The following is a 25,101-nucleotide window of genomic DNA, read 5'->3' as shown; positions in this document are numbered from 1 at the left end:
GATTCGTATACGGGGCGTGGTTTCAGGACAGTTATGACGGGCATGGCGGCTGAAATGCTGAGCGCTTTGCGCATGCATGAGGAGGTCTTCCGCTACTGGAAGAGCCTGCGCCGTCCCGGGCGCCTGCCTTCGCGTGCGGACATTGATCCATGCAGTGTGCGCAAACTGTTGCCGACCATCTCGCTGATCGATGTGCTGTCGGAAGATCCGGCCAATAGCCCGGATCGTTTCCGTCAGCGTCTGGCCGGGACCGACCTTTACACGGCCTACGGTATGGAAATCACCGGCAAGCATTTTACCGAAATCTATGGTCCGGATGAGGCGCGTTACTGGGCCGAGGAACTCACCTTCGTGGTCCGCTCGCGCAAGCCCGGCGTAGGTCTGCATTCCATGGCCTGGCGCGGGGCGAAGTCGCTGAGCCTGTTCTGGCTACGACTGCCTCTGGCGTCCGATGGCGTGCACGTCGATATGATTCTGGGACACGATGCCCTGATCGGACAGCCCGACCTGACCGGCCCCAGCGGCATCCGCGCCGCTTGATTTTTTCGCCCGGCCGAGCCTTCTGACAGAGAATGAACGTGTATCCGCGTCAAGGATTCGTGCTCGTAAAATTACCCGGATGCGCCTAGCCCCACGCCAAAATAGGCGCAATTTCCCACGTTTTAATTTAAAATAGGAAAACTATCCTCTCGATATCCCCTGCGCTTAACATGAGAACAAATTGGCAACAATTGAATCTCGTGAAAGGGGATATCTGGTGAAACGCAGCAGGGAAGCGGGGGCAGAGACGGGGCGCGATCCGAAGGCGGACACGGCGCCGGTCGAATATGTGATAGGGCTGGTGTCGGGGGTGACGGGCGTACCGCTTAGCGATATCTGGGCGACCCATCGCAAAGATGCGCGCACCGCACGGGCGCGGCAATTGTCCATGTACCTGATCTCGGTCGCCTGGCAATGGCCGCTTTACCGCATCGGGGCAGCCTTCGGCCGCGACCGCACGACGGTGGGCCACGCCTGCCGCCGTATCGAGGACCTGCGGGATGACCGGCAGTGGGATGAGCAGATCGAGCGGCTGGAAGCCTGCCTTCAGGAAATACCGGCGGGACTGGCCCTGTCGGGTGGGCGGGCCGCCAGATGAGGGGCACGGCCAACGCCTTGCGCGAACGGATGAGGACATCGGGCGCACATCTGAAACCCGTGCCGGGCGGCTATGAACTGCGTCTGACATCTGACGGACGGGGCCGGGCGGTTGACGGGCTGAGTGAGGCTGACCTGAGGTCCGTGCAGGCGCTGGGGCCGCTGACCCGTCACGCGGACGGGCGGCTGAGCCTGATGCCGCCGTCGGATGATCTCAGCGGACTGATCCGCGAAGGCTGTTTTGATCGCTAACAGTGGCTGCCCTCGATCTGTGGCCGCGTGTTGATGCCACCGCCCATGGCGGCGACCGGCTCACTTAGGACTGAGGCCGTTTCGGCGGCGGAGGGCGTGGTACTTGTGCTTCTAGTCTGCCGCTCTGGAGCGTAGAGGCGGCGGGGTTCTGGGTGATCTGGCCGGATTTGGGCGTCGGGTAGGCCTTGAGGACAGGTTTCTGTCCTAGGCCTCATGTGGCGCTGCACAACTCCGGGAAGCCTATAAGCATCTTGCGGTTGATTATCAGATTGGCGGGTAACGGTGTGCTGTGCCGCAATGAAACGAAAGCGGGGCAAACTGTAGCGCGCAGATGACGCTGTTACAGAATGCGGGCGCAGCGATTGACGCAACGGCACGGCAAGAGGAGGATAGGGGCAGAGTTCGGAAAAAGGACGCATCATGTCTGAAGACAAACTTTCGGCTGGTTCGGTCACCAGCCTCAAAAGCCCTCTGCGCGGCACGCTGGACAAGCCGCTGCGCCACGTCGTGAGCAATGAGGAGTTGGATGCGCTGTGCGAAACCCGTCGCGAACACATCACTGAATATGTCTGGGCCGCCATAGGCATAGCGGTTGGCAGCCTGCCCGGCACGGTGGCCCTGCTGCACGGCTATATCACGCAGGGCACGGCCTACGGGTTCCGCCCGGAAGGTCTGCTCCAGTTCGGCCTGTTCTGCGCCGCCTTGTCGGTCATGTACAGTATGGGCATGATCGCTCGCCGGCGCGCCCGTCGCCTGCGCGATATCGAAGCCGATATCCGCATGCGGGCCTGAGACGCGTCACCTGATCAGGCAGCCGCCTGTTTCAGGCGCTCGACCATCGAGATCAGGCCATTGGTCCGCTGCGACGACAGGGCTTCGTCAAGCCCCAGCCGGGTCAAGGTGTCGCGGATCGAAAAGTCGCGCACGTCGGCGCGTGGCAGGCCGTCCAGCAAGCGCACCAGAATGGCGATCAACCCCTTTACAATATGGGCATCGGAATCGCCGCGAAAGCGCAAGATGCCGCCACCGGCCTCATCCATCATCAGCCATACCTGAGAGGCGCAACCGCGCACGCGCGTCACCTCGTTGCGCTCGGCCTCGCTGAGCGGGGCCAGCGTCTTACCGAGGTCGATGATGTAGCGGTAACGGTCTTCCCAGTCGTCGAAGAGGTCGAATTCTTCCAGCAGGTCATTCAGTCGGGCGTCGAATGTATCGGTCATGGGGTGGCTATAGCGCGTGAAAGCGCCTTCCGGAAAGTGTGAAACGGTTTTCAAGATCAAATGCGCGTCGAAAAAAAAGCGTGTTCCGAAACTCAGCGGCGTCGTAATCGCACCGTGGCTTTCAGGCCATGGCGGGGGTCGGACTGCACCGAAAAGGTGCCGCCCATCGCCTCAGCGGCCAGCCGGACGACCGGCCAGCCCAGACCCGCCCCCTCGCGGCTGCGGTTATAGTCGCTGGCCCCCTGTTCGAATGGCCGCATCAGGCGCGGAATATCGGCAGGGTCCGGGGCCTTGCCCGGATTGAAGACGGCGATATCGACATGGTCGCCCTCCGGGCGCACCGTGATTTCGACATCGCGGCCTTCGGGCGTAAAGTCGATCGCATTGCTGATCAGGTGGTCGAGGCACAGGCACAGGCCGCGCGGATCGAAATGTGCGCTCAGTTCGGAATCGGTCAGTCCGGGCAGGATATGGACGCCGCGCGCCTGCGCCGCCGGTGTGTGGCGGCGTACGGCGTCATGGATATGGGGCAGCAGGGCCTCGACCTCAGGGCGCAGAAGGCCGGGCTCGCTCTCCAGCCGCACCAGTTCCAGCACATCGTTGAACAGGCTTAGGAGTTTCTTGCCGCTGTCGCGGATAATCCCGGCATACTCGGTGTATTGGGGGGCCCCCAGGGGGCCGTAGAGTTCGTGCGTCAGGACTTCGGCAAAGCCTATAATCGAGTTAAGCGGAGTGCGCAGTTCGTGGCTGACCATGCGCATGAAGGCGCGCTTGCCGAAATCGCTCTCCGGTTGGGGACAGGCAGAGGGGGGGAGGGCCACCGGTTGTTTGTCCATGAAGCCTGCGCCGGAAGGAGGGGGACCAGAATAAAACTTTGAGGTGAATCGTACAGTTAACGTCTTAAGCAGAGGTTTCCGGACGCAGGCCGGATTTTCGGGCCTTCTGTCGGTTTTCTCGCTTGACGGGTGATAGCCTTTCTCTTTGGCAGGCAATTGGTTAGGATAGCCAGTCCGTACAAGAGTCATGATGTGCCGCTGAAATCCTATCTTCGGGAACTGAGATCACCCACCGGGGCCATGGCCACGCCGCGGGGTCGCGTGCGCCTGGGGGTCATTGCTTGGCACCTCGGCTGGTCTGCGGTCAGTCTGGCCTCCATGGTCTATCTGATCTTCCTGCCGGCGTCGATCAATGTGCTGGCGGCGCTGGCGGCGGCCTCCCTGCCGGGTGTGTGCAGTGTCTTCCTGCTCAATCGCGATGATTTTCGTACCCGCCAGATGCTGGTCTGGGTGTGGGCAGTGGCCTGTCTTCTGGCGCTCGGTCTTTCAGGCGGTGTGCTGGGGCCGCTGGCGCCGTGGGTGGCCGCGCCGATGGCCGCTGCCGTGGCACTCAATCAGCGGCGTCTTATCCTGCTGGGCGCGGCCCTGTCGGTGGCGGTGACCCTATTCGGCATACTGTTTTCGCTGATGCGGCTGTTTCCCCTGCCGGACATTGTCGAAAGTTTCTGGCTGGCTTCAGTGGCGGTGGTAACGCTGGTGACGGGGCTCGGTCTGTCGCTTTTGCCCGCCCTGCGCGTCAGGACCGAGGCGGTGCGTGGCGTCGAACACGACCGCTCGCGCTTCCTGACCCTGCTCAGCGAACAGCCCCATCTGATCATCAGCGTCGATGGCGAGGGGCGGCTCTTATCGGCCTATGGCGAATCACCGCCCGGGCTCGATATGGGGCATTTGATGAAGCACGGCCTGATTACGTGCGCGCACGTCCCGCACCGTCTGGGCCTGATGCAGGCGTTGGAGGTGGCGCAGGATACGGGCCGCGCCGAAGCCGGCTTTATGCCGCACGCCGCACTCAATCATTTCCTGCGCCTCAGTCTGCGACGCGGGGCGGACGGCAAGCTCTATGGCGTTCTGTCCGACGCCTCGCTGCAGCACGCGCGCGAGGATGAACTGGAAACGGCGCGTCAGGAAGCGCAGGCGCTCAATGAGGGCAAGTCGCGTTTTCTGGCCGGGATGAGCCACGAACTGCGTACGCCCCTCAATGCCGTTATCGGCTTTTCCGACATCATGCGTCAGCAGATGTTTGGCCCCCTGACTGGCAAATACGCTGAATACTCGCAACTGATCTGGGAGTCCGGGCAGCACGTGCTTGATCTCGTTAATGACGTGCTTGACATGTCGAAGATCGAGGCCAGCCGCTATGAGCTGTCGCTGGAACGTTTCGATGCGCGCGATCCGGTGTCGGCGGCGCTGCGCCTAATACTGGCGACGGCGCACGACAAGGGGGTGACGGTGAAGTCCGTCCTGCCTCCGACGCCGCTTGAGGTCACGGCCGACAAGCGCGCCATCAAGCAAATGTGCCTTAACCTGCTGTCCAATGCCGTAAAGTTCACGCCGCAGGGCGGCACGGTTACCCTGATGCTCAGCGAAACCGGGCAGGACAGTATCGACATCCAGATCACCGACACCGGCGTCGGCATCGCGCCCGAAGACCTCAAGCGGCTGGGCAAGCCCTATGAGCAGTCCGGGCCGATGGAGTTGCGGGCCATGGGCACAGGGCTCGGCCTGTCGCTGGTACAGGCCCTGGCCGGGCTGCATAGGGGGCGTATGACGATAGAAAGCGAGCTGGGGGTGGGGACAAGCGTCAGCCTCCTGCTGCCAGTCGCGGTCAATACGGATCAGCCGGAATTGCCGCTCAGCCCGCCCGGAGCCCCGGATAGCGATACGCTGGTCGCCTTGTCAACTGAAACGCCCAGGCCACTGGAAGACCGTCTCTACACGCCGCCCGACTTGACCGGCAGTGATTTTGTCATCCGCCCCCCGAAGTCGTAACCTCTACTTCACCCCATACGGCGAGGGCAGGGTGGCGAAGACCAGACCCGGTACGAAATCCCCGGCTTCAAAGCGCGCATACTGCGTGCCACTATTGAAGTCGAACGCCACCACAACGTCTTCGCGCGGGTCGAGTTTGCCGATGGCGACCGTCGCGCTCAGAGGGAAATCAAAGCGCAGGGTGTCGCGTTTTTCGGCGTGACCGGCGAACTTGCCATCCACGGTGAACCCCGCCAGATTGACGCGCGGCGCGTTGGTCAGAGCGATCTGCGTGCTGCGACGACCGGAGGCGGCAAAGCTGAGATCAAACGGGCTCACCCCTTTCGGCATCTGCGCCGACACGGCCAGAGCGTCACGGTTGATCAGGCCGGAACGGCGGGCCGGATCGCGCACGATCAGCCGCGCCGCATAGGGCGTTTCGCCCCGGAATTGCGCCATCACACTGAGCGTCTGAACTTTCAGCGTGCCATAAAGGCCAAAGCCCATGCTTACATCGCCGGCCTGCTGATACTGCACCAGACGCCATTTCGACAGGCGTTCTTCGGTGCGGTCGGCCAGCCATTCGCTTCGCACGCCGCGCAGGGTCAGACGGTTTTGCGCCACAAACCCGCGATAGGCGCCGCGCAGGGTTTCGACCTCCTGTTTCAGGGCCGGATTATTGCAGTCGGCGCGGTTGGCGGCGGCACGCGCCTGATCAATCGTCGCGTAAACGGTCGAGGCCGCGATGCCATGGTTCAGCGCCGCATTGCGGTTTTGCAGCAACCCGGCCTTCAGCGCCAGCAAGGTGGGGCCTTCGAACCAGTTACAGCGGGCATTGGCGCTGCTGATAAACTGACGACGGGTCAGGGTCTCCAGAGACACGGTTTCGGCGGCCGCACCTGTGGCGGTCAGCATCAGAGCCACGGCCGAAGCCAGTATTTTGCAGCGGTTCACGTTCGACATCCCTTCGCAGGCCGACTATAGACGAACGTGTTTAAGTCCCGGTGAGCAAACAGGGTAAACCACATGTTACTGCCGACCGACCTTTGGGTATCGGCCCTGATCCGACGCGCCGAGCAGGCCGGGGCCTTTGCCTACGTGCTGAAAAAGGGCGATGCACGGGCCGGGGCCGTCATTCTCAAAATCACCCACCTTCGCGAACGCGAAACCTATATTCTGCGTCAGGTCACCGCCGGGGACGAGGTGAAGTGGATGAAGCCCATCACCTCACGCGATCCTGAGGCCATTGAGTCTTATATTGTGCGCGAACGCCGCTTCGACTCCGATCTATGGGTCGTCGAAATCGAGGATACCGAGGGGCGGCATTTCCTCACCGAGTCTATTCAGCTTTTGTAAACCCTGTTCCTAAACGGGATTTCAAACCCTCTGTGTCATGATGATCGCCTAGTAGTTCATAAAGGTGATCGCCTTGCATTTTCTCCTCAACGATGTCGTCTTCGATCTTGACCCCTCGCGCATGATGCATCCGCTGGATGCGCAGCGCTTTGAGGCGCTGTCGATCGACTACATCGCCCAGTTGGGTAAAGAGATGTTTGCCGAAAACCCGCAGGCCCACCGCTACAACCCGGAACGCGCCCGCCGTCTGTGCTACCTGCTGCATCTCAAGATGCCGCACGTCAACGCGGCGCAGTTTTTGGATCACGGCGGTCGCGGTCAGGTCGCCGAGGTGCTGGCCGATTTCAAGGCGCTTAATGAAATGGCGCTCGGTATGATGTACCAGCAACAGGTCGCCGGACAACTGGATGCCGCGAAGGTGGATGGAGCCGTCTGGCACCGCCACGCCGCGTAATAGCCTGCCTTTTGGCAATCTGGGGCGTCGCTGTCGCCTGGCTGTATCCATATAAAGCCAGCGCTAGGCTCCTGACATCTTATCCAAAATTCAGCCTTTTACCACCGCGCAACGGGTGAGGTTGCGATCTTCCGCTCGCGGGTCAGGAAGAGGGTAAGACCGATCAGAGGCGCGACGGTACCGGCGATGGCAATGGCCATCCAGCCGCCCAAACCATAGAGTGGGCTGGCCACCGCCGAGCCGATTGCACCGCCTAAAAAGATCGACGCCATATAGAGCCCGTTGAGACGGCCGCGGCTGTGCGGATCGAGGCCATAGATGGCGCGCTGCCCCTGGATCATCGTCAGTTGCACGCAGGCATCGAGCACGATCCCGGCGACCATCAGCGACAGAATGCTGACCACAGCCGGCACGGTGCCGCTCAGCATAGCCAGAGCCGCACCGATCAGGCCAAACAGAGTGACCTTTGCTCCGTGCCCGGCATCGCCCAGCCGTCCGCTGAGCGGGGCGGCCAGAGCGCCTGCGGCCCCGGACAGGGCAAACAGCGCGATCTGTGACTGGCTAAGGTGAAACGCCCGGAACAACTCCACCGGCACAGCGGTCCAGAATAGGCTGAAGGCCCCAAACATGGTCGCCTGAAGCAGCGAGCGCTGCCGTAGCACCGGCTGGTTGAGCCATAGCGATGCCATCGACCGCAGCAGGGCCGCGTAAGAGGCTGTGTGCGCCGGGCGGCGCTGCGGCAGGGTCAGGGCCAGCACCAGACCAATGGCGATCATCAGCCCGGCGGCGATAAAGAACACCGCCCGCCACCCCAGTTGATCGGCCACAAAACTCGACAAGGGCCGCGACAACAAAATCCCGGTCAACAACCCGCCCATAATATTGCCGACCGTGCGACCGCGCGTTTCTTCCGGGCTCAGATGCGCTGCTAACGGTATCAGCATTTGCACTGACACGGCCCCTAGCCCGGTCAGAAAGGCAACGAACAGAAAAAGCCCGCCGTTTTGCGCCGTGGCGCTTAGGATCAGACTGACAAACGCTAGACCGAGGGTAATAAGGATCAGGCGTTTATTCTCAAACAGGTCGAGCAAGGGCGTGATGAACACCATCCCCGCCACGTAGCCGATCTGGGTCAATGAGACGATCAGGCTGGCCGTCGTCTGCGACAGGCCGACATCCGGCGCGATCAGCTCGATAATCGGCTGGGCGTAGTAGAGATTGCCGACAATGGCGCCGCACGCGAAGGCGAACAGCGCCACAAGTGCGGGCGACAGGTTAGGCGGGGCGGGGGCGCGGGTATCGGTCATGGCGCACATATGGGTGGCGTTTTCGAAGATGCAAACGTTTGGACCGGACGGGGGCGAAAGGGGCTTGCCTTTCCGTTGCGGCAGGCGGTTACAATGCGATGCAACAGGGTTTGAATTGACCCTGACCAGCCTTTGCGCGATCCTCTGCCCATGAATATTTCCCTGCCCCCTCTGCCGCACTATCCCACACGCTGGGCGCGCCACGCCGATCTGATCGTGCACGTGACGGGACTGGCCTTTGCCCTGTTCGGTGGCGGGGTGGCACTGGGGCTGGCCGTCACGCAAGGTTTGCTGGGCATGGTGGCCGCCGTGATCATCTATTCGGTGGGCATGATCGCCATGCTAGCCTTTTCGACGGCCTATAATTTCGCCAGCCCGCGTTTTCAGCCTTTTCTACGCCGCCTCGATCACGCGGGCATTTTCCTGATGATCGCCGCTAGCTATACACCCTTCACCACGCAGGCCCTAAGCGGGCCGTGGGCCTGGGGCATGACGGCTGGCGTATGGACTCTGGCCGGGCTGGGTATATTGGGCAAGCTGTTCATGCCGGGCGTGGGCAAGGGGGTGTGGGTGGCGCTTTATCTCATCCTCGGCTGGCTGGTGGTGATTGCACTCAAACCGATGATCGCCGATGTTCCGCCCGCGGCCATGATCCTGCTGGCCATTGGCGGGGTGGTTTATAGCGTCGGAGCTATCTTCTATATGATGAAGCGGCTGAAATTCCGCCGGGCCATCTGGCATGGCCACGTGATTACGGGGGCTGTCCTGCACTGGTGCGCGGTGCTCGTCGGCGTGGTATTGGTCGGGCATTGACGGCGGGTTCGGGGCCTTTACATTTTACCCCCAAAGCCTTATCCGCACCGCATGTCTAATACCCCCGCCACCGAAGCGCCCCGCCGCCGTACCTTCGCTATTATCTCGCACCCGGACGCGGGTAAGACGACCCTGACCGAGCACCTGCTGCTGGCCGGTGGGTCGATCCGCGCCGCCGGTCAGGTCCGGGCGCGCGGCGAAAACCGCCGCACCCGTTCCGACTGGATGAAGATCGAAAAGGAACGCGGCATTTCGGTGTCGTCCTCGGTGATGACCTTTGAGCACGATGGCAAGGTGTTCAACCTGCTCGATACGCCTGGCCACGAAGACTTTTCGGAAGACACCTATCGCACTCTGACCGCCGCCGACGCCGCCATCATGGTGCTCGACGCCGCCAAGGGTATCGAGCCGCAAACGCTCAAACTGTTTGAAGTGTGCCGCCTGCGCGATATCCCCATCATCACCTTCATCAACAAGATGGACCGTGAGGCTGAGGACTCGCTGGCCCTGCTGGACGAGGTGGCGTCGAAGCTTCAACTCGATCCGTCGCCGCTCTACTGGCCGGCGGGATCGGGTAACCGTTTCCGCGGGATGCTGGAGCTGAAGACCGGCCTGTTTTACCCCTTCACCCGCCGCGAGTCGGGTTCGGAATACGATCAGGGCCACGAAGCCCCGGCCCCGCTGGATCAGGCCGTGACCAAGGGCTGGCTTGACCAAGGCGAACTCGACGAACTGCGCGATACGGCCGAATTGCTGGAGGGCGGTTTCAAGGCGTTTGAGGTCGAGAGCTTCCTCGAAGGCCATATGACGCCGGTCATCTTCGGCTCGGCGCTGCGCCATTACGGCGTCAATCAGTTGCTTCAGGCGATTGGCGACTTCGCCCCGGCCCCCAAGACAGTGGCGGCATCGAAGGCCGGGACCGACACCGCGGTCGATCCGACCGACAAGGAAGTCACCGGCTTCGTGTTCAAGGTGCAGGCCAATATGGACCCCAACCACCGTGACCGTATCGCCATGCTCAAGCTGACCTCGGGCAAGTTCCAGCGTGGCATGAAGCTCAAGGTGCAGAATACGGGTAAACAACTGAGCGTCAATGCGCCGATCATGTTCTTTGCCTCGGACCGCGAACTGGCCGAAGACGCCTTTGGCGGCGATGTCATAGGCATCCCAAATCATGGCGTGCTGCGTGTCGGTGACTCTTTGTCGGAAAGCGGCACAGTGCGCTTTCAGGGCCTGCCCAACTTCGCGCCGGAAATCCTCCAGCGCGTGCGCGTCAAAGACCCGCTGAAGGCCAAACACCTTAAAAAAGCGCTGGAATCGCTGGCCGAAGAGGGGGTGACCCAGTTGTTCCGTCCGTCCATCGGTTCAGACTTTATCGTCGGTGCCGTGGGTCAGCTTCAGTTCGAAGTCATGGCCGACCGTCTGGCCAACGAATACGGGCTGGATGTGATCTTTGAGCCCTCACCCTATGCCGAAGCGCGCTGGCTGGGCGGGGATGCGGCCAAGATCGAGGACTTTGCCGGCAAGCACCGCTCAGCCATGGGCACGGATATCGACGAGTTTCCGGTGTTTCTGGGCAAGTCGGCCTGGGAGATCGGCTATGTCGCCGAACGCTATCCCGACGTGAAATTCCTGCGCACCAAGGAGCGGGGGTAACAAGCGCTGCCCCTGATATCAGGGGCAGGCTGTTTTTACGCCAGAACCACGCTGCCCAGCAGTACCCTGACGCCCTTTTGTTTAATAATGGCGTCGGTGGCCGTCTGAAGCTCTCGGGTCATATAGTCGAGATCGACCACAGACGAGGCCGTCAGCCCCATGGCGTAGGCTTGCAGGCGGGCCACATAGGCGTCGCGCAGGCGCGGAACCGACCTGCTCAGCATTTCGGCCAGCTTTTCGTTCTTGTTGGTGTCGAGGCCCACCTCGACCGTCAGCGTACCGTGCTTGCCGCCACGCGCCTTCGTGAAGACGGTCAGCAACGGCATCTGCACAAAATCGGCCCCGCCGCCCTTCTTCTTGGGGGCACCGCTGGCGAGCGCCTGCGAAGCCGCGCCGCCCACCGCCATCAGGGTCAGGCCGGACAATTGCCATCTTAAAAGGTCACGTCTGTTCATGGTCACAGACTAGCACAACAGGGTTTACAAGCGGTTTCCAGCTGCGCTTAATTTCAATTAACCATAGTATTTTCAATTGGTTAAAGTCTGGGTTAAGGATTGTGCTCTAGGCTCGCCTCGCATGTTGATATCAAGGTTCGTGGAAATGGTCCTCGGTATGCCTTTCGAGACGATCTCATGTCGCGGATGCAGATGAGATCGTTTCGTGCCTTCAACGGCCGGGAGGCGATCAACCTCTCCGTCCATGGTATTATATGGTACCCTTATCATGTCTGAAGCCTCTGCGTTGTTGCGCAATGTCAATCTGTCCGGCACGACGGTTCTGATCGTTGAAGATAATGATGGCCTGAGGCGGATGATCGTTGAGGTCTTGCGGTCCTCTGGCTTTCACCAAACGGTGCAGGCGCGAGATGCCGAAGAAGCGATTGAGCTTCTGGGGGCCTATAATCCCGACCTGATGATCCTGGACTGGAACCTGCCAGGCCTGTCGGGCATTGAACTGACTCTGTTGCTGCGTCAGGCGGCGGTGCATGATGATCTCCGTTTCCCCAATCCGCGCATCCCCGTCCTGATGCTGACCGGTCGTCAGCGTTCGCGCGACGTAGCCGAAGCCCGCAATGCCGGTGTCGATGAGTTTGTGATTAAGCCGTTCTCGACCCGCAGCCTGTTGCGGGGCGTGACCTCGGCCCTGTGTCATCCGCGTCCATTTATCGTTTCCATGCGCTATGTAGGGCCGTGCCGCCGCCGTCGGCGCGATGCCGACTATCGGGGATTGATGCGCCGTGTCGATGACATAGAAGCGGCGGCTGACCGCCACTCGCGTATCCTGTTCCAGCAGGGGCTGTCGGTAGAACTTGAGGCCTTGCATGCCCTGATGGCGGCGCGTGGCGGCCTGCATAAGGAGACGCTTGATTATCTGATTGAACGCACGACCGAGGCCGAAACGCAGGCGGTAAAATATCGCCATAAACTTCTGGCCGAAGCTACACGTTCTTTAAAGGAATATGTGGCATTTTTCGGAAATGAGACCGAACCGGACGTGCTCGACGTGCATCTGGGTTCCATTCGTCGGCTCAATGACTTGCGCAATGAAGAGATGCCGGAGGCTGTGGCCATCATCCGTCAGCTTGAGGCGCTGGTTAGGAATCGCAAGAGGAAGAGACTATCGGCATGACGGCTGTGGCGACCTACCAACAGACCCGGGGGGCGTTTCAGGCGCGTTCGGACAAGGGCAAGCCCGCTACGCGCGATGTACGCAATCTGGCCAATCTGGGGGATACGGCTTCCACCAGCCGCGTTCTCAATCTGGCGGCCATCGGTCTCGTCATGTCCAATGAAAAAGACTATATCGCAAGGCCCTTTTTCCGAGACAAGCAGCTTAACCGCGCCATCTTGATCAAGCACACCCTGCGGGCCAATGAGCGCGATCTGTTCAGCCGAACGCGCCGTACGGCCACCAAGGTCATTATGCCCTTCGACGCCACGGACCTGCGCCTGGGCGGACGCTCGGTGATGGTCAATCAGGTGGGGTTTGAAGCCTTCTGCCGTACGCAGTTCGGCATTGGCGACGTCAATTCCCATATCGACGTACAGATTTTGCGCCTGCTCGACGCCCTGCCGTCGCTCGATCCGTTTCTTGTGCGTGAGCACCTGTCGCGCCACGGCTTCAAGCCCGGCACCTGCTATCTCAATATTTCCGCCAATGACATCCAGCGGATGATCGGCTTTGCCAATGCCGAGATCGAGCAACTGGTGCGCACGGCCTTTGGCCATGCCATGATCGGGGGGGCCAGTATCAAGCTGGCGGGCAAGATCTTGTCGAACGAATTGGATCAGGAACTGTCACCTTTGCGTATGACCCTGCGCATGTCCGAAGAAGAGTTTTCCGAGGGTATTTTTTCGTGGCGCGGCTTTCTCTATTTCAAATGGCGACACGAAGAACTGCAAAACGAGATGCGCCGCGTCATTCAGGGGTTGGGGTCCTATCAGCCGGTTGGGGCCGTCGACGATCAGGTGCGCGATTATCTGCGCGAGGTGCGTCCGCGTCTGGGGCGGCGTATCGCCAAGGCGGTTAATGAGGTGGCCCGCACCATCGGCATCTATGACCGCGCCTATCACGCCCTGACCCAGGGGCAGAACCCCGGTCCCTTCCGGCAATTCCTGCTTCAAGGTCCGAAACTGTTTTTCGAGCTGGGCGAAACCATCGGCATATTGGGGCACATCGCGTCCTTCTGGAGCTATCGCATGACGTCGAGCTTCGCCACCCACCGCCTGACGGCGCTGGAATATGCCGACGTGCTGATGGACTTTGACGACAGCCTGATGATTCTGGGGCCTGACGACGAGGATTAACCCTCTTCATTCACGCCCTGTTGGAACCTGTCTTCTAGGGTCTGGGATACGCCTCGTCCCCAGTTGCCCCCAGGATAGTCATGGTTTCAACGGCCCGCCGAAATTACAAGATGACCCGTGGCCCCGATCAGCCGAGCCGCGTCATCCGCGAATACCGTAATCTGGCCAATCTGGGGCAAACCGCGGCCTCGACGCGGGTGCTCAACCTGTCGCGGGTGTACCGCCTGCATCACAAGGATGAGGACTATGGGGAAAACCCCTTCTTTCAGTCCTCGCTGCTCAACCGCTGCATCATTCTCAAACATACCCTGCGGCTGAATGAGCGGCACTTCTATCACGGCACCCGCCGTACTGTGACCAAGATCATCCTGCCCTACGACCACTTCGATCTGCGTCTGGGGGCATCGAGCATCTTCATCAACCAGATCGGCTTCGAGCAACTGGCAAAGGAATATCTGTCCATCGGCGATTACGACAAGAATCCGGACATCAAGATTCTGCGTCGTCTGGATCAGTTGCCGTCGCTTGACCCGTTTCTGATCCGCGAAACCCTGGCGCGCCATGGCCATCGTCCGGCGGGCATCTATCTGCGTCTGTCGCCGGCCGATCTGTCGCGCATGATGCAATTCACCTCGGGCGAAATCGAGCGGCTGGTCAATACGGCGCTGGGCGATCACTATGCCGGGGCCTCAATGAAGCTCGGCAACAAGATACTATCCGATCAACTCGACCGCGAACTGTGGCCGCTGAAGGATACCTTCCGGATGTCCGACTCGGAATTTGCCGAGGGCATCTTCGCCTGGCGTGGTTTTCTCTACTATAAATGGCGTTATCTGGACCTTCAGGACAAGCTACGCGAAGTCCTCTCCGGCATCGGCAGCTATCAGCCGTTCGGCGTCAGCGACGACCGCGTCAAGGACTATATCACCCATGCTCGCATCCGGCTGGCGCGCGGCATGGCACGGGCGCTGAACCACGCCTATGATGTGCTGAACGTCTATGACACGGCCTATTCCGATCTGGTCAGCCATAACAAGCCGGGACCCTTTAAACGCTTTCTGCTCAATGGGTCGGGTCTGTTTACCGAGCTGGGGGAAATCATCGGCACGCTCGATCATATTTCGTCCTTCTGGAGCTTCCGCATGAGCCGCGCCCTTTACACGGGGAAGCCGATGAAGCCCGTGGAGTACGCCGATGTGCTGATGGATTTTGAAAGCGGGCTAAACTACCTGTTCGAAGACCGGCCCAGCTTCAACACGACCACGTCCGGCTACCTGCGGGCCAGCGCCCCGGCGGGTTAAAAAGAGATACAGGGAAGAGAAGGCGAAGGGGTGACCCCCGCCTTTTTTCTTTGGATAAAATATAATCATATAAAGATATGTTTATATGATTATTGACTCTTGCGGCGGGGGCGCGTAGGTTTGGATCGTCAGCGGTTCCGCCTGTCCTGTGGCACGCGGCTAAGAGGGAAGCCGGTCCAAAGCCGGCGCTGCCCCCGCAACTGTAGGCGGTGAGCGTCGATCCGGAAGACCATTGGGGTGCGCCCTGAGAAGGTGGGTCCACGCGTTGATCCGCAAGCCAGGAGACCTGCCACTGACCTTATATGTCATCCCGGGCGGAGGGCCACGGGCATGTGTCTTCTGATCCTGCGGCCCGTCGCGGGACCGCGGACCCGTGCCCATAGCGCTCCCCCGACAGCCAAGGGGCCCCCCGTGTCACACACCCGACCGCCTGTCGCCACCCGCCATCCGTCGCCTGTCACGCCACAGACGGAGTTCGACTTCGCCATCAAAAGTCTGCGTTTTGATGAAGACTATACCCCCGCCGAAACGACGCGGCTGACGACCAATTTTGCCAATCTGGCCCGAGGGGCCAACCGCCGCGAAAACCTGCGCAATGCCCTGAGAATGATCGACGCTCGCTTCAACGCGATGGCGCACTGGGACAATCCGCAGGGGGATCGCTATGCGGTCGAACTCGACATCATCTCTGTTGAGCTGACGCTGGGGGGACAGGGAAAGCGGGAGGCCTTTCCCTTACTGGAAATCCTGAGAACCCATATCTTGGACCGCACAACCGGCACCCGCACAGAGGGCATTGTGGGCAATAACCTGTCCTCCTATGTGCGCGATTACGACTTTAGCGTTTTACTGCTGGCGCACAACCAGGATCAGCCGACCTTCAGCACGCCGGCGGACTATGGCGTCCTGCACGGTAAGCTCTTTAAGAGCTTCCTCAATTCACCGGCCTATAAGGCGCATTTTCACAAACCACCTGTCATCTGTCTGAGCGTGTCCCATACCCGCACCTATCGACGGACGGACAATCATCACCCGGTGCTGGGTGTTGAATACCGGCAGGATGACTATTCCCTGACCGATCAGTATTTCGCCAGAATGGGGTTGCGGGTCCGCTATTTCCTGCCGCCGAACAGCGTGGCCCCGCTGGCCTTCTATTTCACTGGTGACCTGCTTTCGGACTACAGCCCTCTGGAGCTGATCAGCACCATCAGCACGATGGACACCTTTCAGAAGATATATCGGCCCGAAATCTACAATGCCAATTCCGTGGCCGGTGCCGTCTATCGACCCAGTCTGAAGCACCGGGACTACTCCCTGACTCAGGTCGTCTATGACCGCGAAGAACGCAGCCGTCTGGCGGTCGAACAGGGACGCTTTGCCGAGGCCCATTTCATCACCCCCTACCGCACCCTGCTTGAGCAGTGGTCCGCCCGCTACGCCTGAGAGGTAATTCCGATGACGCTCCTTCTTCCCCCCTCTACTGCCGGCAGCCTGCCGAAACCGTCGTGGCTGGCGCAGCCGCAGACCCTGTGGTCGCCGTGGAAACTGCAAGGCGACGCCCTGATAGAGGGCAAGCGCGATGCCCTACGCCTGGCGCTGGACGATCAGCTTCAGGCCGGTATCGAGATCGTCAGCGATGGCGAGCAGACCCGCCAACATTTCGTCACCACCTTTATCGAGCACCTCGACGGGGTCGATTTTGAAAAACGCGAAACGGTCCGGATTCGCGACCGCTATGACGCCAGTGTGCCGACAGTGGTGGGAGCGGTCTCTCGCCCACACCCGGTCTTTGTCGAAGACGCCCGGTTCCTGCGCCAGCAGACGAAGCAACCGATCAAGTGGGCGCTGCCGGGGCCGATGACCATGGTCGATACCCTGTTTGATACCCACTATAAGAGCCGCGAAAAACTGGCATGGGCGTTCGCTGAGATACTCAATCAGGAGGCCAGAGAGCTGGAGGCCGCCGGCGTTGATATCATCCAGTTCGATGAACCCGCCTTCAATGTCTTCTTTGATGAGGTCAATGACTGGGGCGTGGCGGTGCTCGAAAAGGCCGCCGAGGGCTTAAGGTGCGAGACGGCGGTGCACATCTGCTACGGCTATGGCATCAGAGCCAATACCGAGTGGAAAAAGACGCTGGGCTCGCAGTGGCGGCAGTATGAAGAGGCCTTCCCAAAACTGCAAACCTCCAGCCTCGATATCATCTCGCTGGAATGTCACAATTCGCGTGTGCCAATGGACCTGATCGAGTTGATTCGCGGCAAGAAGGTGATGGTGGGAGCGATTGACGTAGCGAGCTCTGTTATTGAGACGCCTGAAGAGGTGGCCGGGACGCTGCGCAAGGCCCTGCAATTTGTCGATGCCGACAAGCTTTATCCCTGTACCAATTGCGGCATGGCCCCTTTGTCGCGGGAGGTCGCTATGGCCAAGCTGCGGGCGCTGGGCGCCGGGGCGGCTATCGTGCGCAGGGAGCTTTTGGGTTAACCGAAGCGCACGTTCAGCATGACGGCGGTGGTGGCCACGACCAGCACCGCCAGCAGCGCGCCCGCCCGTGCATAGTCGGTGAAGCGATAGCCGCCCGGTGCCATGACCAGCAGGTTGTTCTGATGGCCGATGGGCGTCAGGAAGTCCGAGGAGGTGCCGACCAGCACCGCCAGCAGCAGAGCGTCGGGCGGCACGTCGAGGATCTGCGCCAGTTGAATGGCCAGCGGACCCATGATCAGGGCCGTAGCCACATTATTGAGCAGGATGGTCAGAAACAGGGTGAGGCCGGAGACCGCCGCGATGCAGACGATCAGCGGCGAGCCCTGAAGCCCGCCCGCCAGTGCATCGGCGACCATTTTCGCCGCGCCTGAGCTTTCAAAGCTCTGTCCCACCGGGATCATGGCCGCCAAAAGGACGATGACGCTCCAGTCGATGGACTTATAGATTTCCGGGGCAGGGATCAGGCGCAGGGCCGCCATCGCCGCGGCCGCCGCCAGAAAGGTCAGGGCGGGGGACACGTCGAACAGCACGGTCACGACGATGGCCAGCACGAAGATGCCGACCGTCTGGATCGCCGCGCGGATATTGACGGGTGCGGTGTCGGCGCGGTCGATTTCCAGCAGGCGTTGCTGCGTACCGAAGCGTGCAATATCGGCGGCCTGCCCACGGATAAACAACTGATCGCCGCCTTGCAGAATAATCCCCCCCAGCGGCTGTTTCAGGCGGGCGGCGCGTGGGCCGCCGGCCGTGACATTCAGCGCACCGCCGCTGCGGTGGGTTATCGCATCGTAACGTTCGCCGATGATAGGGGAGCCGTGCGCCACGACCATGTGCGCCGTCACCTCATGCTCGGCCGGCAGGGGCGCGGCGGTTTTGACCTCCAGACTGTCGGCCACGTCGCCCGGCATGTAGCGCGACAAAAGGAGTATCTTGTCGCCGCGCTTGAGACGCCCTTCCTGCGGCCAGTCCAGGATCTTGTCGCGGCGGATAAGGCGCAGGAGGCGCGTGCGGCTGGTGTGCAGCTGCTTCGATAGGGCGTGGCGGCTAAGTTCGACGGCGTGGGTGAGGGTCAGTTCAAACACCTTCCACGGGGCGGCGTGGCCCTCCATCGTGCCGCGGCGCGGCGGCAGCAGCCGCCACCCGATGACGGCCAGATAGACGATGCCGACCACGGCCACGGCGATGCCGACTGGTGCCATGGCAAAGAAGCCGAATCCCTGCCCCAGCCGCTCTTCGCGCACCGACGACAGGATCATATTGGCCGGGGTACCGATCAGGGTGATCATGCCGCCCATAATGGTGGCAAAGGCAAGCGGCATCAGGATGGTGCCGACCGCCTTCTTGTTTTGACGCGCGATTTCGGCCCCCAGCGGCATGACGATGACCAGCGCCGCGATATTGTTCATGAAGGCCGACAATAGCGCACCTACGGCCATCAGCATGGCCATTTGCAGGCTGTAGGTCGCCTTACCGAACATGATGTAGCGCGCCAGCCTGGCCGCCACGCCGCTGAGTTCCAGCGTGCGACCTACGATCAGGACGGCGGCCACCGCCACCACGGCGGGGTCGCCGAAGCCGCTTAAGGCGTCATCGGGCTTGACGACCCCGGTGATCAGTCCGGTCAACAAGGCCAGCACGGCGATCAGGTCGTGGCGCACCCGTTCGGTGACGAACAGCACGAGGGCCCCGGCTAGAATCAGCGCGCTGATGAGGGCGGGGGAAACAAGGGGGCTTAAGTCCATCCAGCGGAGGTCCGGTCGAAGGCAGGCCCTTCTACTGCCGGTAACACCCGTAAAGGCGCGATAGGGATTATGCTCAGCCGTCGGGTTTGAGCGACGCGAGGTCCTGGGGTGTGTTGAGGTTGCGCAACTTCAGTCCCGCCGGGGTCGGAATTTCGACGCAGCCCACCTGATGCAGAAGGGCGCGTATCGACGGCGCGCCTCGCGCAGAAAGGCAGGCCTCGGCTATCGCGAGGATAGCGGGCGTCAGTCTGAGGGCGAAGGGCAGAGGCTCACCTTCGAAACAGGCCCCGATGCCGGGCTGTGCCGCCAGTCGGCGCAGGGCGTCGGGTGACAGTTGCGGCATATCGACGGGCACACACAGGACCTGATTGGAATACAGGCGGGCCTGTCGCAGGGCGGCCACCACCCCGCCCGCCGGACCGCTGCCGGGTGTCGGGTCGGCCAGTCCGCCGGGCAGGTCGGGCCGCCCGCTGTAGAGGATGCGGTCTGCCCCCGCTGCCGTGAGGGTGTGGGCGGCGATCTCCAGCCACGTCCGGCCGTCGAAGATCAGGCCCGCCTTGTCCACGCCCATGCGCCGCGATTTCCCCCCGCAAAGAACAATACCGGCAAGGGACATGTGGCCTGATCTCCAAAAGGATTTCGTGTTACTTTACCTCTTCCCACACCAGCACCGTGCCGTCCTTGCGGTCGGGATCGGCACCGGGCCAGTCGGCGGCGTAGGGCTCACCGGTACGCACGTCAAGGCCGAGATAGCGGTGCGTGCGCAGCGACATCAGCATGAACTGTTTGCGCAGCATGTCCTGCCACTGGAACAGGCTGTCTGGCGTTTCCGTTTTCATCAGCCGCACGTCCGACGACAGGCCAAGCCCGACAACGGTCAGGAAGCCGCTGCCATCCATGGCCTCCAGCGCCACGCGCCCCTGCCCGCGATCGTGGACGCGGAAGCGGACGCCGGGTCCGGCGGCCTCTTTCGAGCCGTTGGCCGCAAAATGCAGCATACCGTGCGGATTGGCCCACATCGGCTGATCATTGGCGAAGTTGCGGATGGTCACGACCTTGCCCGCCGGAATGTTCTGCGAGCGGTCGGCCAGAGGCTCATCGACGCGGAAATCGTCGAAATCCGCCTGCCCGCCCGTCATCCCCTTTTCGTTGAAGGCGAACAGGGCGTAGCGCACACCCTGAAAGGTGCGCAACTGATAGGCGGTGCGCACGTCGCCGCCGATCGGGGTGAAGGTCTTGCCGTCGGTGGAATAGCTGAACTGCGACAGCTCCGTGTCGTAATTGCCGCTGACGCGCAACTGCACGCGCGGTCCCGGCAGGGGCGCCTCAATGGTTTTGTTGGTCAACTGATCATAGAAGCGCAGGCGATAGGCCTGACCGTCACGCACTACACCCAGCCAGTAGTAGGGGATGTTGAGCAGGCCCAGACCGGCCAAATCGCCGTCCTTCAGCCCTTTGGCATCCAGCGTCGTCGTTGCCGTCGATTCCGGCCCGATCACGCGCTGGGTCAAGCTGTTGCGGGCCAGCAGGAAGTGGGGGGCGGGTAGGCTGTGCAGACGCAGATAGCCGCGCCGCTCTGACAACGACCATTTGCGGTCGTCCGGCACGTGGTTCCACTGCCAGATCGCTTGCGGCTTCGGGCCAGAGAAGTCGTCATTTCGCTGATAGGTCGGCGTCGGGGCGACTGTGGCCCCTGTGGCGGGTTTCAGCCAGGTGCGCGGGCTGCGCCCCAGATTGCCGGGCAGGCCGAAATAGGGCCAGCCGTCCTGCCAGGTGACGGGCGACAGGAAGGTGGTGCGCCCCATCGACTTCACATCCATCATTGAAAAGCCCCACCAGTCGCCATTGGGCAGTTCGACCAGCCCGCCCTGATGCAGGGGATCGGCGCCGAAGGCATTGCCGCCCGGCGGGGGCGGCGAAACGCTGATTTTGTCGCCGGGGGCGGGCAGGTTGCGCCCGACGCCCTGGGTGCGCCAGCCGAACTGTGTGCCCATGGTCTCCCGTGCGCTGATCGTCACCGTTTCATAGGGGCCGAACGGGCTGTCTGAGCGCGCCGCCTGCATACGTCCGACCGGCGCATAGTTGGCACTGATGATGTAGTATTTGCCTTTGATCTTGTAGAAATGGTGGCCTTCGCCCATGGCGTTGCCCGCCGGGATGATGACCCGTTCGCTGCCTTCGACCACGCCGCTCAGATCGGGTTTCAACTCGACCAGTCGCACTTCGTCATAGCTGTAGACGGCGTAGATCTTGCCATCGTCGTCGAACAGCACCGACAGGTCGTGAATCTTGCTGTCGAGCGACTTATGCATCCACGGCCCGGCGGGATTGGTCGCCGTGAACACCTGTATCCCGTAACCGTTGATATTGGAGAAGATGTAGAAGGTGCCGTTGTGATAGCGCAGGGCGGGAGCCCAGATGCCGGCACCGTAGGCGTCCCTGCCGCCTTCGAGGCGGTATTCCGGCCCCATCTGCAGACGGTCCAGTGCGTAGCCGAGCAGCCGCCAGTTCACCAGATCCTTCGAATGAAGCACCGGCAGGGCCGGCATGGTGTGCATGGTGGTGCCGGTCATATAGTAGTCGTCGCCGACGCGGATAATATCAGGATCGGAAAATTCGTCGTTAAACAACGGGTTGGTAAAAGTGCCATTGCCGTTGTCCGGCGTCCATGTGGTGGCCGCCGTAGTCTTTGGCAGGGTCTGGGCGGGTGGGGTTTGTGCCAGGGCGGGCAGGGCGAGAAGGGCGAGGCCGGCCATCAGCGCGGTAGGCACCCGGCGGGCAGACAAGGGGCGGGCGGGCATGAGCGTTTCCTGTTATCTGTGTTTTGGCGCACTATAATAGTCTGAGTTATCCGGTCAATCGCGCTTTGCTGGACAAGGATCGCGGGGGTTTTGGGTGCGGCGTCAGCGAAATGTGAAGCGTCATGCCGATTGACAGGCGCGACGGAACCGTGATTTGTTAGCGTTAACATAAAAACAAGCTTCGTGCAGGGACACAAATGCCTAATCCACTTCCGACACGCCGCCACGTGCTGGCGGGCCTGAGCGCTGCCGCCCTTCCGGCGATAGTCTCCCCTACCGCCTTTGCCGCCACCGGCCCGTCGCTGCGGGCTCTGGCCGCCGAAAAGGGAATCCTGTTCGGTTCGGCCCTGAGCGCCCGCATCAGTGAGGCCCCGTATCTCGATATCCTCAAGGCGGAGTGCGGCCTGATCGTGCCGGAGAACGAGCTGAAGGTCTATGTCATCTCGTCTCAGCCGGACCGCTTCAACTTCGCACCGGGCGACGCCATCGCCAGCTTTGCGCGCGACAACGGTATGAAGATGCGGGGCCACACCCTTTTGTGGAACAAGGTCGAGTTCATGCCGAAGTGGCTGCTCGATATCGACTTTGGGTCAAACCCGGCGCGCGAGGCCGAACGCTATCTGCGCGACTATATCAAGCGGGTGTGCACCCACTATGGTGATCAAATCATTTCGTGGGATGTGGTCAACGAAACCATCGACCCCAAGACCGGCGAAATCCGCGACACGCCCTTCACCAAGGCGCTGGGTTTTGACTGTATCCGCATCGCCTTTGAGGCGGCTCGCGAATATGCCCCGAAGGCGCAACTGGTCTATAACGACTATATGTCTTGGGAGCGTGGCAACGAGACGCACCGCAAGGGTGTGCTCAAGCTGCTGGAAACCCTGCGGGCGAAGAATGTCCCGGTCGATGGCTTCGGCATCCAGAGCCATATCGGCAATGATGGCCACATCAAGGAGGCGCAGCACGAACAGTGGCGCGCCTTTATCGACGGGGCGGTGGGCATGAATTACAAGCTACTGATCACCGAATTCGACGTCAATGACAAGGACCTGCCGACCGACACGGCGGCGCGTGACGCCGGGGTGGCCGCAGCGGCGAAGGACTATCTTGACCTGATGTTCTCTTACAAGCAACTGGATCAGTTCCTGTGCTGGGGCATGAGCGATAACCATAGCTGGCTTCAGGGCTGGACGCCGCGCACCGACAAGACGCCGCAGCGCCCGACCCCCTATGACGCCCAGTACCGCCCCAAGCCCCTGCGCGACGCCATTGCCGCTGCGCTTAAGGCCGCCCCGAAAAGATAGGAGACCGACATGCGATATCTGGCTGCCCTCTCCGCCGCCCTGTCTGTGGGCCTGTCCTTACCGGCTCTGGCAGAGCCGGCGCGCTTTGAGAGATTCACCTATGAGGGCCGCTCTCAGGAGCAGGCGAAGGCGGGGCCGGGGGAATATCTCAACCCCATCCTGTCGGGCTATTATCCCGACCCGTCGGTGACGCGCGTCGGCGACGACTACTACCTCGTCAATTCGTCCTTCACGCACTTTCCGGGTCTGCCCATCTTCCATTCCAAAGACCTGATCCACTGGACGCAGATCGCCAATGCCATCAGCCGCCCGGAACAACTCAATTTCGACGGGCTGAAGGTGTCGCGCGGGGTCTTCGCGCCGGATATTTCCTATCACGACGGCCTGTTCTACATCGTCAACACCTGCGTGGATTGCAAAGGCAATTTCGTTATCACGGCCAAAGACCCGGCGGGTCCGTGGTCGGACCCGGTGTGGTTCGATTTCGAAGGCATCGACCCCTCGATCTTCTGGGATGAGGACGGTAAGGCCTATATCGTCAACAACGGCGCGCCGAACGAGACGCCGCGCTATGACGGCCACCGCGCCATCTGGGTGCAGGAATTCGACTATAAGGCGCTGAAACTGGTCGGTGAGCGCACGCAGATCGTAAATGGCGGCGTCGATATTTCCAAAAAGCCCATCTGGATCGAAGGGCCGCATATTCTGCGCAAGGACGGTTTCTACTACCTGACGGCGGCCGAAGGCGGTACGGGCGATCAGCATTCGCAGGTGGTACTGCGCGCCAAAAGCGTGCGCGGACCGTTTGTCCCCTACGACAAAAACCCGATCCTCAGCCAGCGCACGCTGGACCCGGCGCGCAAAAACCCCGTGACCTCCGCCGGTCATGCCAAGCTGGTGCAGACCCAGACGGGCGAATGGTGGGCGACCTTCCTCGCCACGCGGCCCTATGGTCCGGACCTGTACAATATCGGGCGCGAAACCTTCCTCTTGCCCGTGACGTGGAAGGACGGCTGGCCGGTCATTCTGGAAGACGGCAAGGCCATTCCCTTTACGGGGAAAAAGCCCAACCTGCCGACGCAGCCCGCCCCGGCTCAGCCGGTCAATGGCGATTTCGGCTTTAGCGAAGAGTTTGACGGCAAGAGCCTGCCCCTGTCCTGGATCGGGGTGCGCACGCCGCGCACGCCCGTCTATCGACTGGACAAGGGGGCATTGGTGCTCAATTCTGGGGCGGCGCTCGGCGACCTGAAAGGGACGCCGGCCTTCATCGCCCACCGTCAGCAGCACCACGTGGCCACCGTCTCCACCACCCTCCGCTATAGCCCGGAAAAAGACGGCGACCGTGCCGGACTGGCGGCGCTGCAAAACGATGACGCCTGGCTGTTCTTCGGCCTGACGCGCATAGACGGCAAGCCGCAGATCGCTCTTTATGCCCGTGAAAACACCGCTGCAGACAAGCTGATCGCTGCGGCTCCGCTGACGGCGCGCGATGTCACCCTCACTCTGCGCTTTGACGGCGGGCGTCTGGCGGCGGACTATACGGCGGATGGTCAGACCCGCACCCTTAGCCGCGACGTCGATATCACCTTCCTGTCTACGCGCAAGGCGGGTGGCTTTGTCGGCACCCTGATCGGCCCTTATGCCTATGAGGCGAAGTAGG

The 25,101-nt window shown here is 61.5% G+C and carries 24 protein-coding genes and 1 riboswitch; of the genes, 16 read left to right on the top strand and 8 right to left on the bottom strand.

Annotation, left to right across the window (positions count from 1 at the left end; all coding sequences use genetic code 11):
- The first annotated feature begins 33 nt into the window (after positions 1-33).
- The 4 genes from mopJ (at position 34) to PQU94_RS07390 (ending at position 2,181) form a co-directional block, all read left to right on the top strand.
- A complete protein-coding gene (gene mopJ / locus PQU94_RS07405) occupies positions 34-540 on the top strand; it encodes a motility/cell cycle regulatory protein MopJ (protein ID WP_272740823.1) in 507 nt (168 codons plus the stop codon).
- Positions 541-757: 217 nt separating this feature from the next.
- The gene (locus tag PQU94_RS07400; RefSeq protein WP_272740822.1) at positions 758-1,138 is read left to right on the top strand and encodes a helix-turn-helix domain-containing protein; all 381 of its coding nucleotides are present in this window, start codon (positions 758-760) and stop codon (positions 1,136-1,138) included.
- Positions 1,135-1,389 (top strand): hypothetical protein, encoded by a 255-nt coding sequence (locus PQU94_RS07395; protein WP_272740821.1) that lies wholly within the window; start codon positions 1,135-1,137, stop codon positions 1,387-1,389. Before PQU94_RS07400 ends, PQU94_RS07395 begins: the two co-directional genes overlap by 4 nt.
- A gap of 420 nt (positions 1,390-1,809) precedes the next feature.
- Entirely contained in the window at positions 1,810-2,181 is a 372-nt protein-coding gene (locus tag PQU94_RS07390) for a hypothetical protein (protein ID WP_272740820.1), read from the top strand.
- Positions 2,182-2,195: 14 nt separating this feature from the next.
- On the opposite strand, the gene PQU94_RS07385 is transcribed toward PQU94_RS07390, so the two are convergent.
- Positions 2,196-2,609 carry a SufE family protein gene (locus tag PQU94_RS07385; protein WP_272740819.1) on the bottom strand — a complete coding sequence of 138 codons (414 nt, stop codon included), beginning with the start codon at positions 2,607-2,609 and terminating at the stop codon, positions 2,196-2,198.
- Between the two features lie 92 nt (positions 2,610-2,701).
- Positions 2,702-3,445, bottom strand: a complete 744-nt coding sequence (locus PQU94_RS07380; protein ID WP_272740818.1) for a sensor histidine kinase — start codon at positions 3,443-3,445, stop codon at positions 2,702-2,704.
- A 192-nt stretch (positions 3,446-3,637) separates the two neighbouring features.
- On the opposite strand from PQU94_RS07380, the gene PQU94_RS07375 reads away from it, so the two are divergent.
- Entirely contained in the window at positions 3,638-5,434 is a 1,797-nt protein-coding gene (locus tag PQU94_RS07375; RefSeq protein WP_272740817.1) for a sensor histidine kinase, read from the top strand.
- 3 nt (positions 5,435-5,437) lie between these two features.
- On the opposite strand, the gene PQU94_RS07370 is transcribed toward PQU94_RS07375, so the two are convergent.
- Positions 5,438-6,367, bottom strand: coding sequence for a hypothetical protein (locus PQU94_RS07370; RefSeq protein ID WP_272740816.1), 930 nt, complete (start codon positions 6,365-6,367; stop codon positions 5,438-5,440).
- Between the two features lie 72 nt (positions 6,368-6,439).
- Between PQU94_RS07370 and PQU94_RS07365 the strand changes: the two genes are divergently transcribed.
- Both PQU94_RS07365 and PQU94_RS07360 read left to right on the top strand, forming a co-directional pair.
- Positions 6,440-6,769 (top strand): DUF1491 family protein, encoded by a 330-nt coding sequence (locus PQU94_RS07365; protein ID WP_272740815.1) that lies wholly within the window; start codon positions 6,440-6,442, stop codon positions 6,767-6,769.
- Positions 6,770-6,833: 64 nt separating this feature from the next.
- A complete protein-coding gene (locus PQU94_RS07360; protein ID WP_272740814.1) occupies positions 6,834-7,223 on the top strand; it encodes a hypothetical protein in 390 nt (129 codons plus the stop codon).
- A gap of 98 nt (positions 7,224-7,321) precedes the next feature.
- On the opposite strand, the gene PQU94_RS07355 is transcribed toward PQU94_RS07360, so the two are convergent.
- Complete coding sequence (locus tag PQU94_RS07355; RefSeq protein WP_272740813.1) at positions 7,322-8,530, bottom strand: MFS transporter; 1,209 nt, start codon at positions 8,528-8,530, stop codon at positions 7,322-7,324.
- A 150-nt stretch (positions 8,531-8,680) separates the two neighbouring features.
- On the opposite strand from PQU94_RS07355, the gene trhA reads away from it, so the two are divergent.
- Both trhA and PQU94_RS07345 read left to right on the top strand, forming a co-directional pair.
- A complete protein-coding gene (trhA, locus tag PQU94_RS07350; protein WP_272740878.1) occupies positions 8,681-9,343 on the top strand; it encodes a PAQR family membrane homeostasis protein TrhA in 663 nt (220 codons plus the stop codon).
- A gap of 51 nt (positions 9,344-9,394) precedes the next feature.
- A complete protein-coding gene (locus PQU94_RS07345) occupies positions 9,395-10,999 on the top strand; it encodes a peptide chain release factor 3 (RefSeq protein ID WP_272740812.1) in 1,605 nt (534 codons plus the stop codon).
- A 35-nt stretch (positions 11,000-11,034) separates the two neighbouring features.
- On the opposite strand, the gene PQU94_RS07340 is transcribed toward PQU94_RS07345, so the two are convergent.
- The gene (locus PQU94_RS07340; RefSeq protein WP_272740811.1) at positions 11,035-11,454 is read right to left on the bottom strand and encodes a Tat pathway signal protein; all 420 of its coding nucleotides are present in this window, start codon (positions 11,452-11,454) and stop codon (positions 11,035-11,037) included.
- Between the two features lie 268 nt (positions 11,455-11,722).
- Between PQU94_RS07340 and PQU94_RS07335 the strand changes: the two genes are divergently transcribed.
- The 5 genes from PQU94_RS07335 (at position 11,723) to PQU94_RS07315 (ending at position 17,591) form a co-directional block, all read left to right on the top strand.
- Entirely contained in the window at positions 11,723-12,628 is a 906-nt protein-coding gene (locus PQU94_RS07335) for a response regulator (protein WP_272740810.1), read from the top strand.
- Positions 12,625-13,806, top strand: coding sequence for a hypothetical protein (locus tag PQU94_RS07330; RefSeq protein WP_272740809.1), 1,182 nt, complete (start codon positions 12,625-12,627; stop codon positions 13,804-13,806). The genes PQU94_RS07335 and PQU94_RS07330 overlap by 4 nt, the downstream gene beginning before the upstream one ends.
- A gap of 110 nt (positions 13,807-13,916) precedes the next feature.
- The gene (locus tag PQU94_RS07325; RefSeq protein WP_272740808.1) at positions 13,917-15,107 is read left to right on the top strand and encodes a hypothetical protein; all 1,191 of its coding nucleotides are present in this window, start codon (positions 13,917-13,919) and stop codon (positions 15,105-15,107) included.
- Between the two features lie 115 nt (positions 15,108-15,222).
- Positions 15,223-15,415, top strand: a riboswitch (cobalamin riboswitch).
- A 103-nt stretch (positions 15,416-15,518) separates the two neighbouring features.
- A complete protein-coding gene (locus tag PQU94_RS07320; RefSeq protein WP_272740807.1) occupies positions 15,519-16,550 on the top strand; it encodes a DUF1852 domain-containing protein in 1,032 nt (343 codons plus the stop codon).
- A 12-nt stretch (positions 16,551-16,562) separates the two neighbouring features.
- Entirely contained in the window at positions 16,563-17,591 is a 1,029-nt protein-coding gene (locus PQU94_RS07315; RefSeq protein ID WP_272740806.1) for a methionine synthase, read from the top strand.
- Here the strand turns inward: PQU94_RS07315 and PQU94_RS07310 are convergent.
- The 3 genes from PQU94_RS07310 to PQU94_RS07300 form a co-directional block, all read right to left on the bottom strand.
- Positions 17,588-19,333 carry an SLC13 family permease gene (locus tag PQU94_RS07310; protein ID WP_272740805.1) on the bottom strand — a complete coding sequence of 582 codons (1,746 nt, stop codon included), beginning with the start codon at positions 19,331-19,333 and terminating at the stop codon, positions 17,588-17,590. The genes PQU94_RS07315 and PQU94_RS07310 overlap by 4 nt on opposite strands.
- A gap of 73 nt (positions 19,334-19,406) precedes the next feature.
- Positions 19,407-19,949: a molybdenum cofactor guanylyltransferase gene (gene mobA, locus PQU94_RS07305; protein ID WP_272740804.1), complete on the bottom strand. Its 543-nt coding sequence runs from the start codon at positions 19,947-19,949 to the stop codon at positions 19,407-19,409.
- Positions 19,950-19,977: 28 nt separating this feature from the next.
- Positions 19,978-22,134: a glycoside hydrolase family 43 protein gene (locus PQU94_RS07300; RefSeq protein ID WP_272740803.1), complete on the bottom strand. Its 2,157-nt coding sequence runs from the start codon at positions 22,132-22,134 to the stop codon at positions 19,978-19,980.
- 197 nt (positions 22,135-22,331) lie between these two features.
- On the opposite strand from PQU94_RS07300, the gene PQU94_RS07295 reads away from it, so the two are divergent.
- Both PQU94_RS07295 and PQU94_RS07290 read left to right on the top strand, forming a co-directional pair.
- Entirely contained in the window at positions 22,332-23,441 is a 1,110-nt protein-coding gene (locus PQU94_RS07295) for an endo-1,4-beta-xylanase (RefSeq protein WP_272740802.1), read from the top strand.
- Between the two features lie 9 nt (positions 23,442-23,450).
- Positions 23,451-25,100: a glycoside hydrolase family 43 protein gene (locus PQU94_RS07290; protein WP_272740801.1), complete on the top strand. Its 1,650-nt coding sequence runs from the start codon at positions 23,451-23,453 to the stop codon at positions 25,098-25,100.
- The last annotated feature ends 1 nt before the right edge of the window (position 25,101 follow it).

Source organism: Asticcacaulis currens (genome assembly GCF_028550395.1).
Taxonomy (GTDB): domain Bacteria; phylum Pseudomonadota; class Alphaproteobacteria; order Caulobacterales; family Caulobacteraceae; genus Asticcacaulis; species Asticcacaulis currens.
Note: the sequence above shows the minus strand (reverse complement) of the source record. Positions and strands in the feature narration are given on the sequence as shown.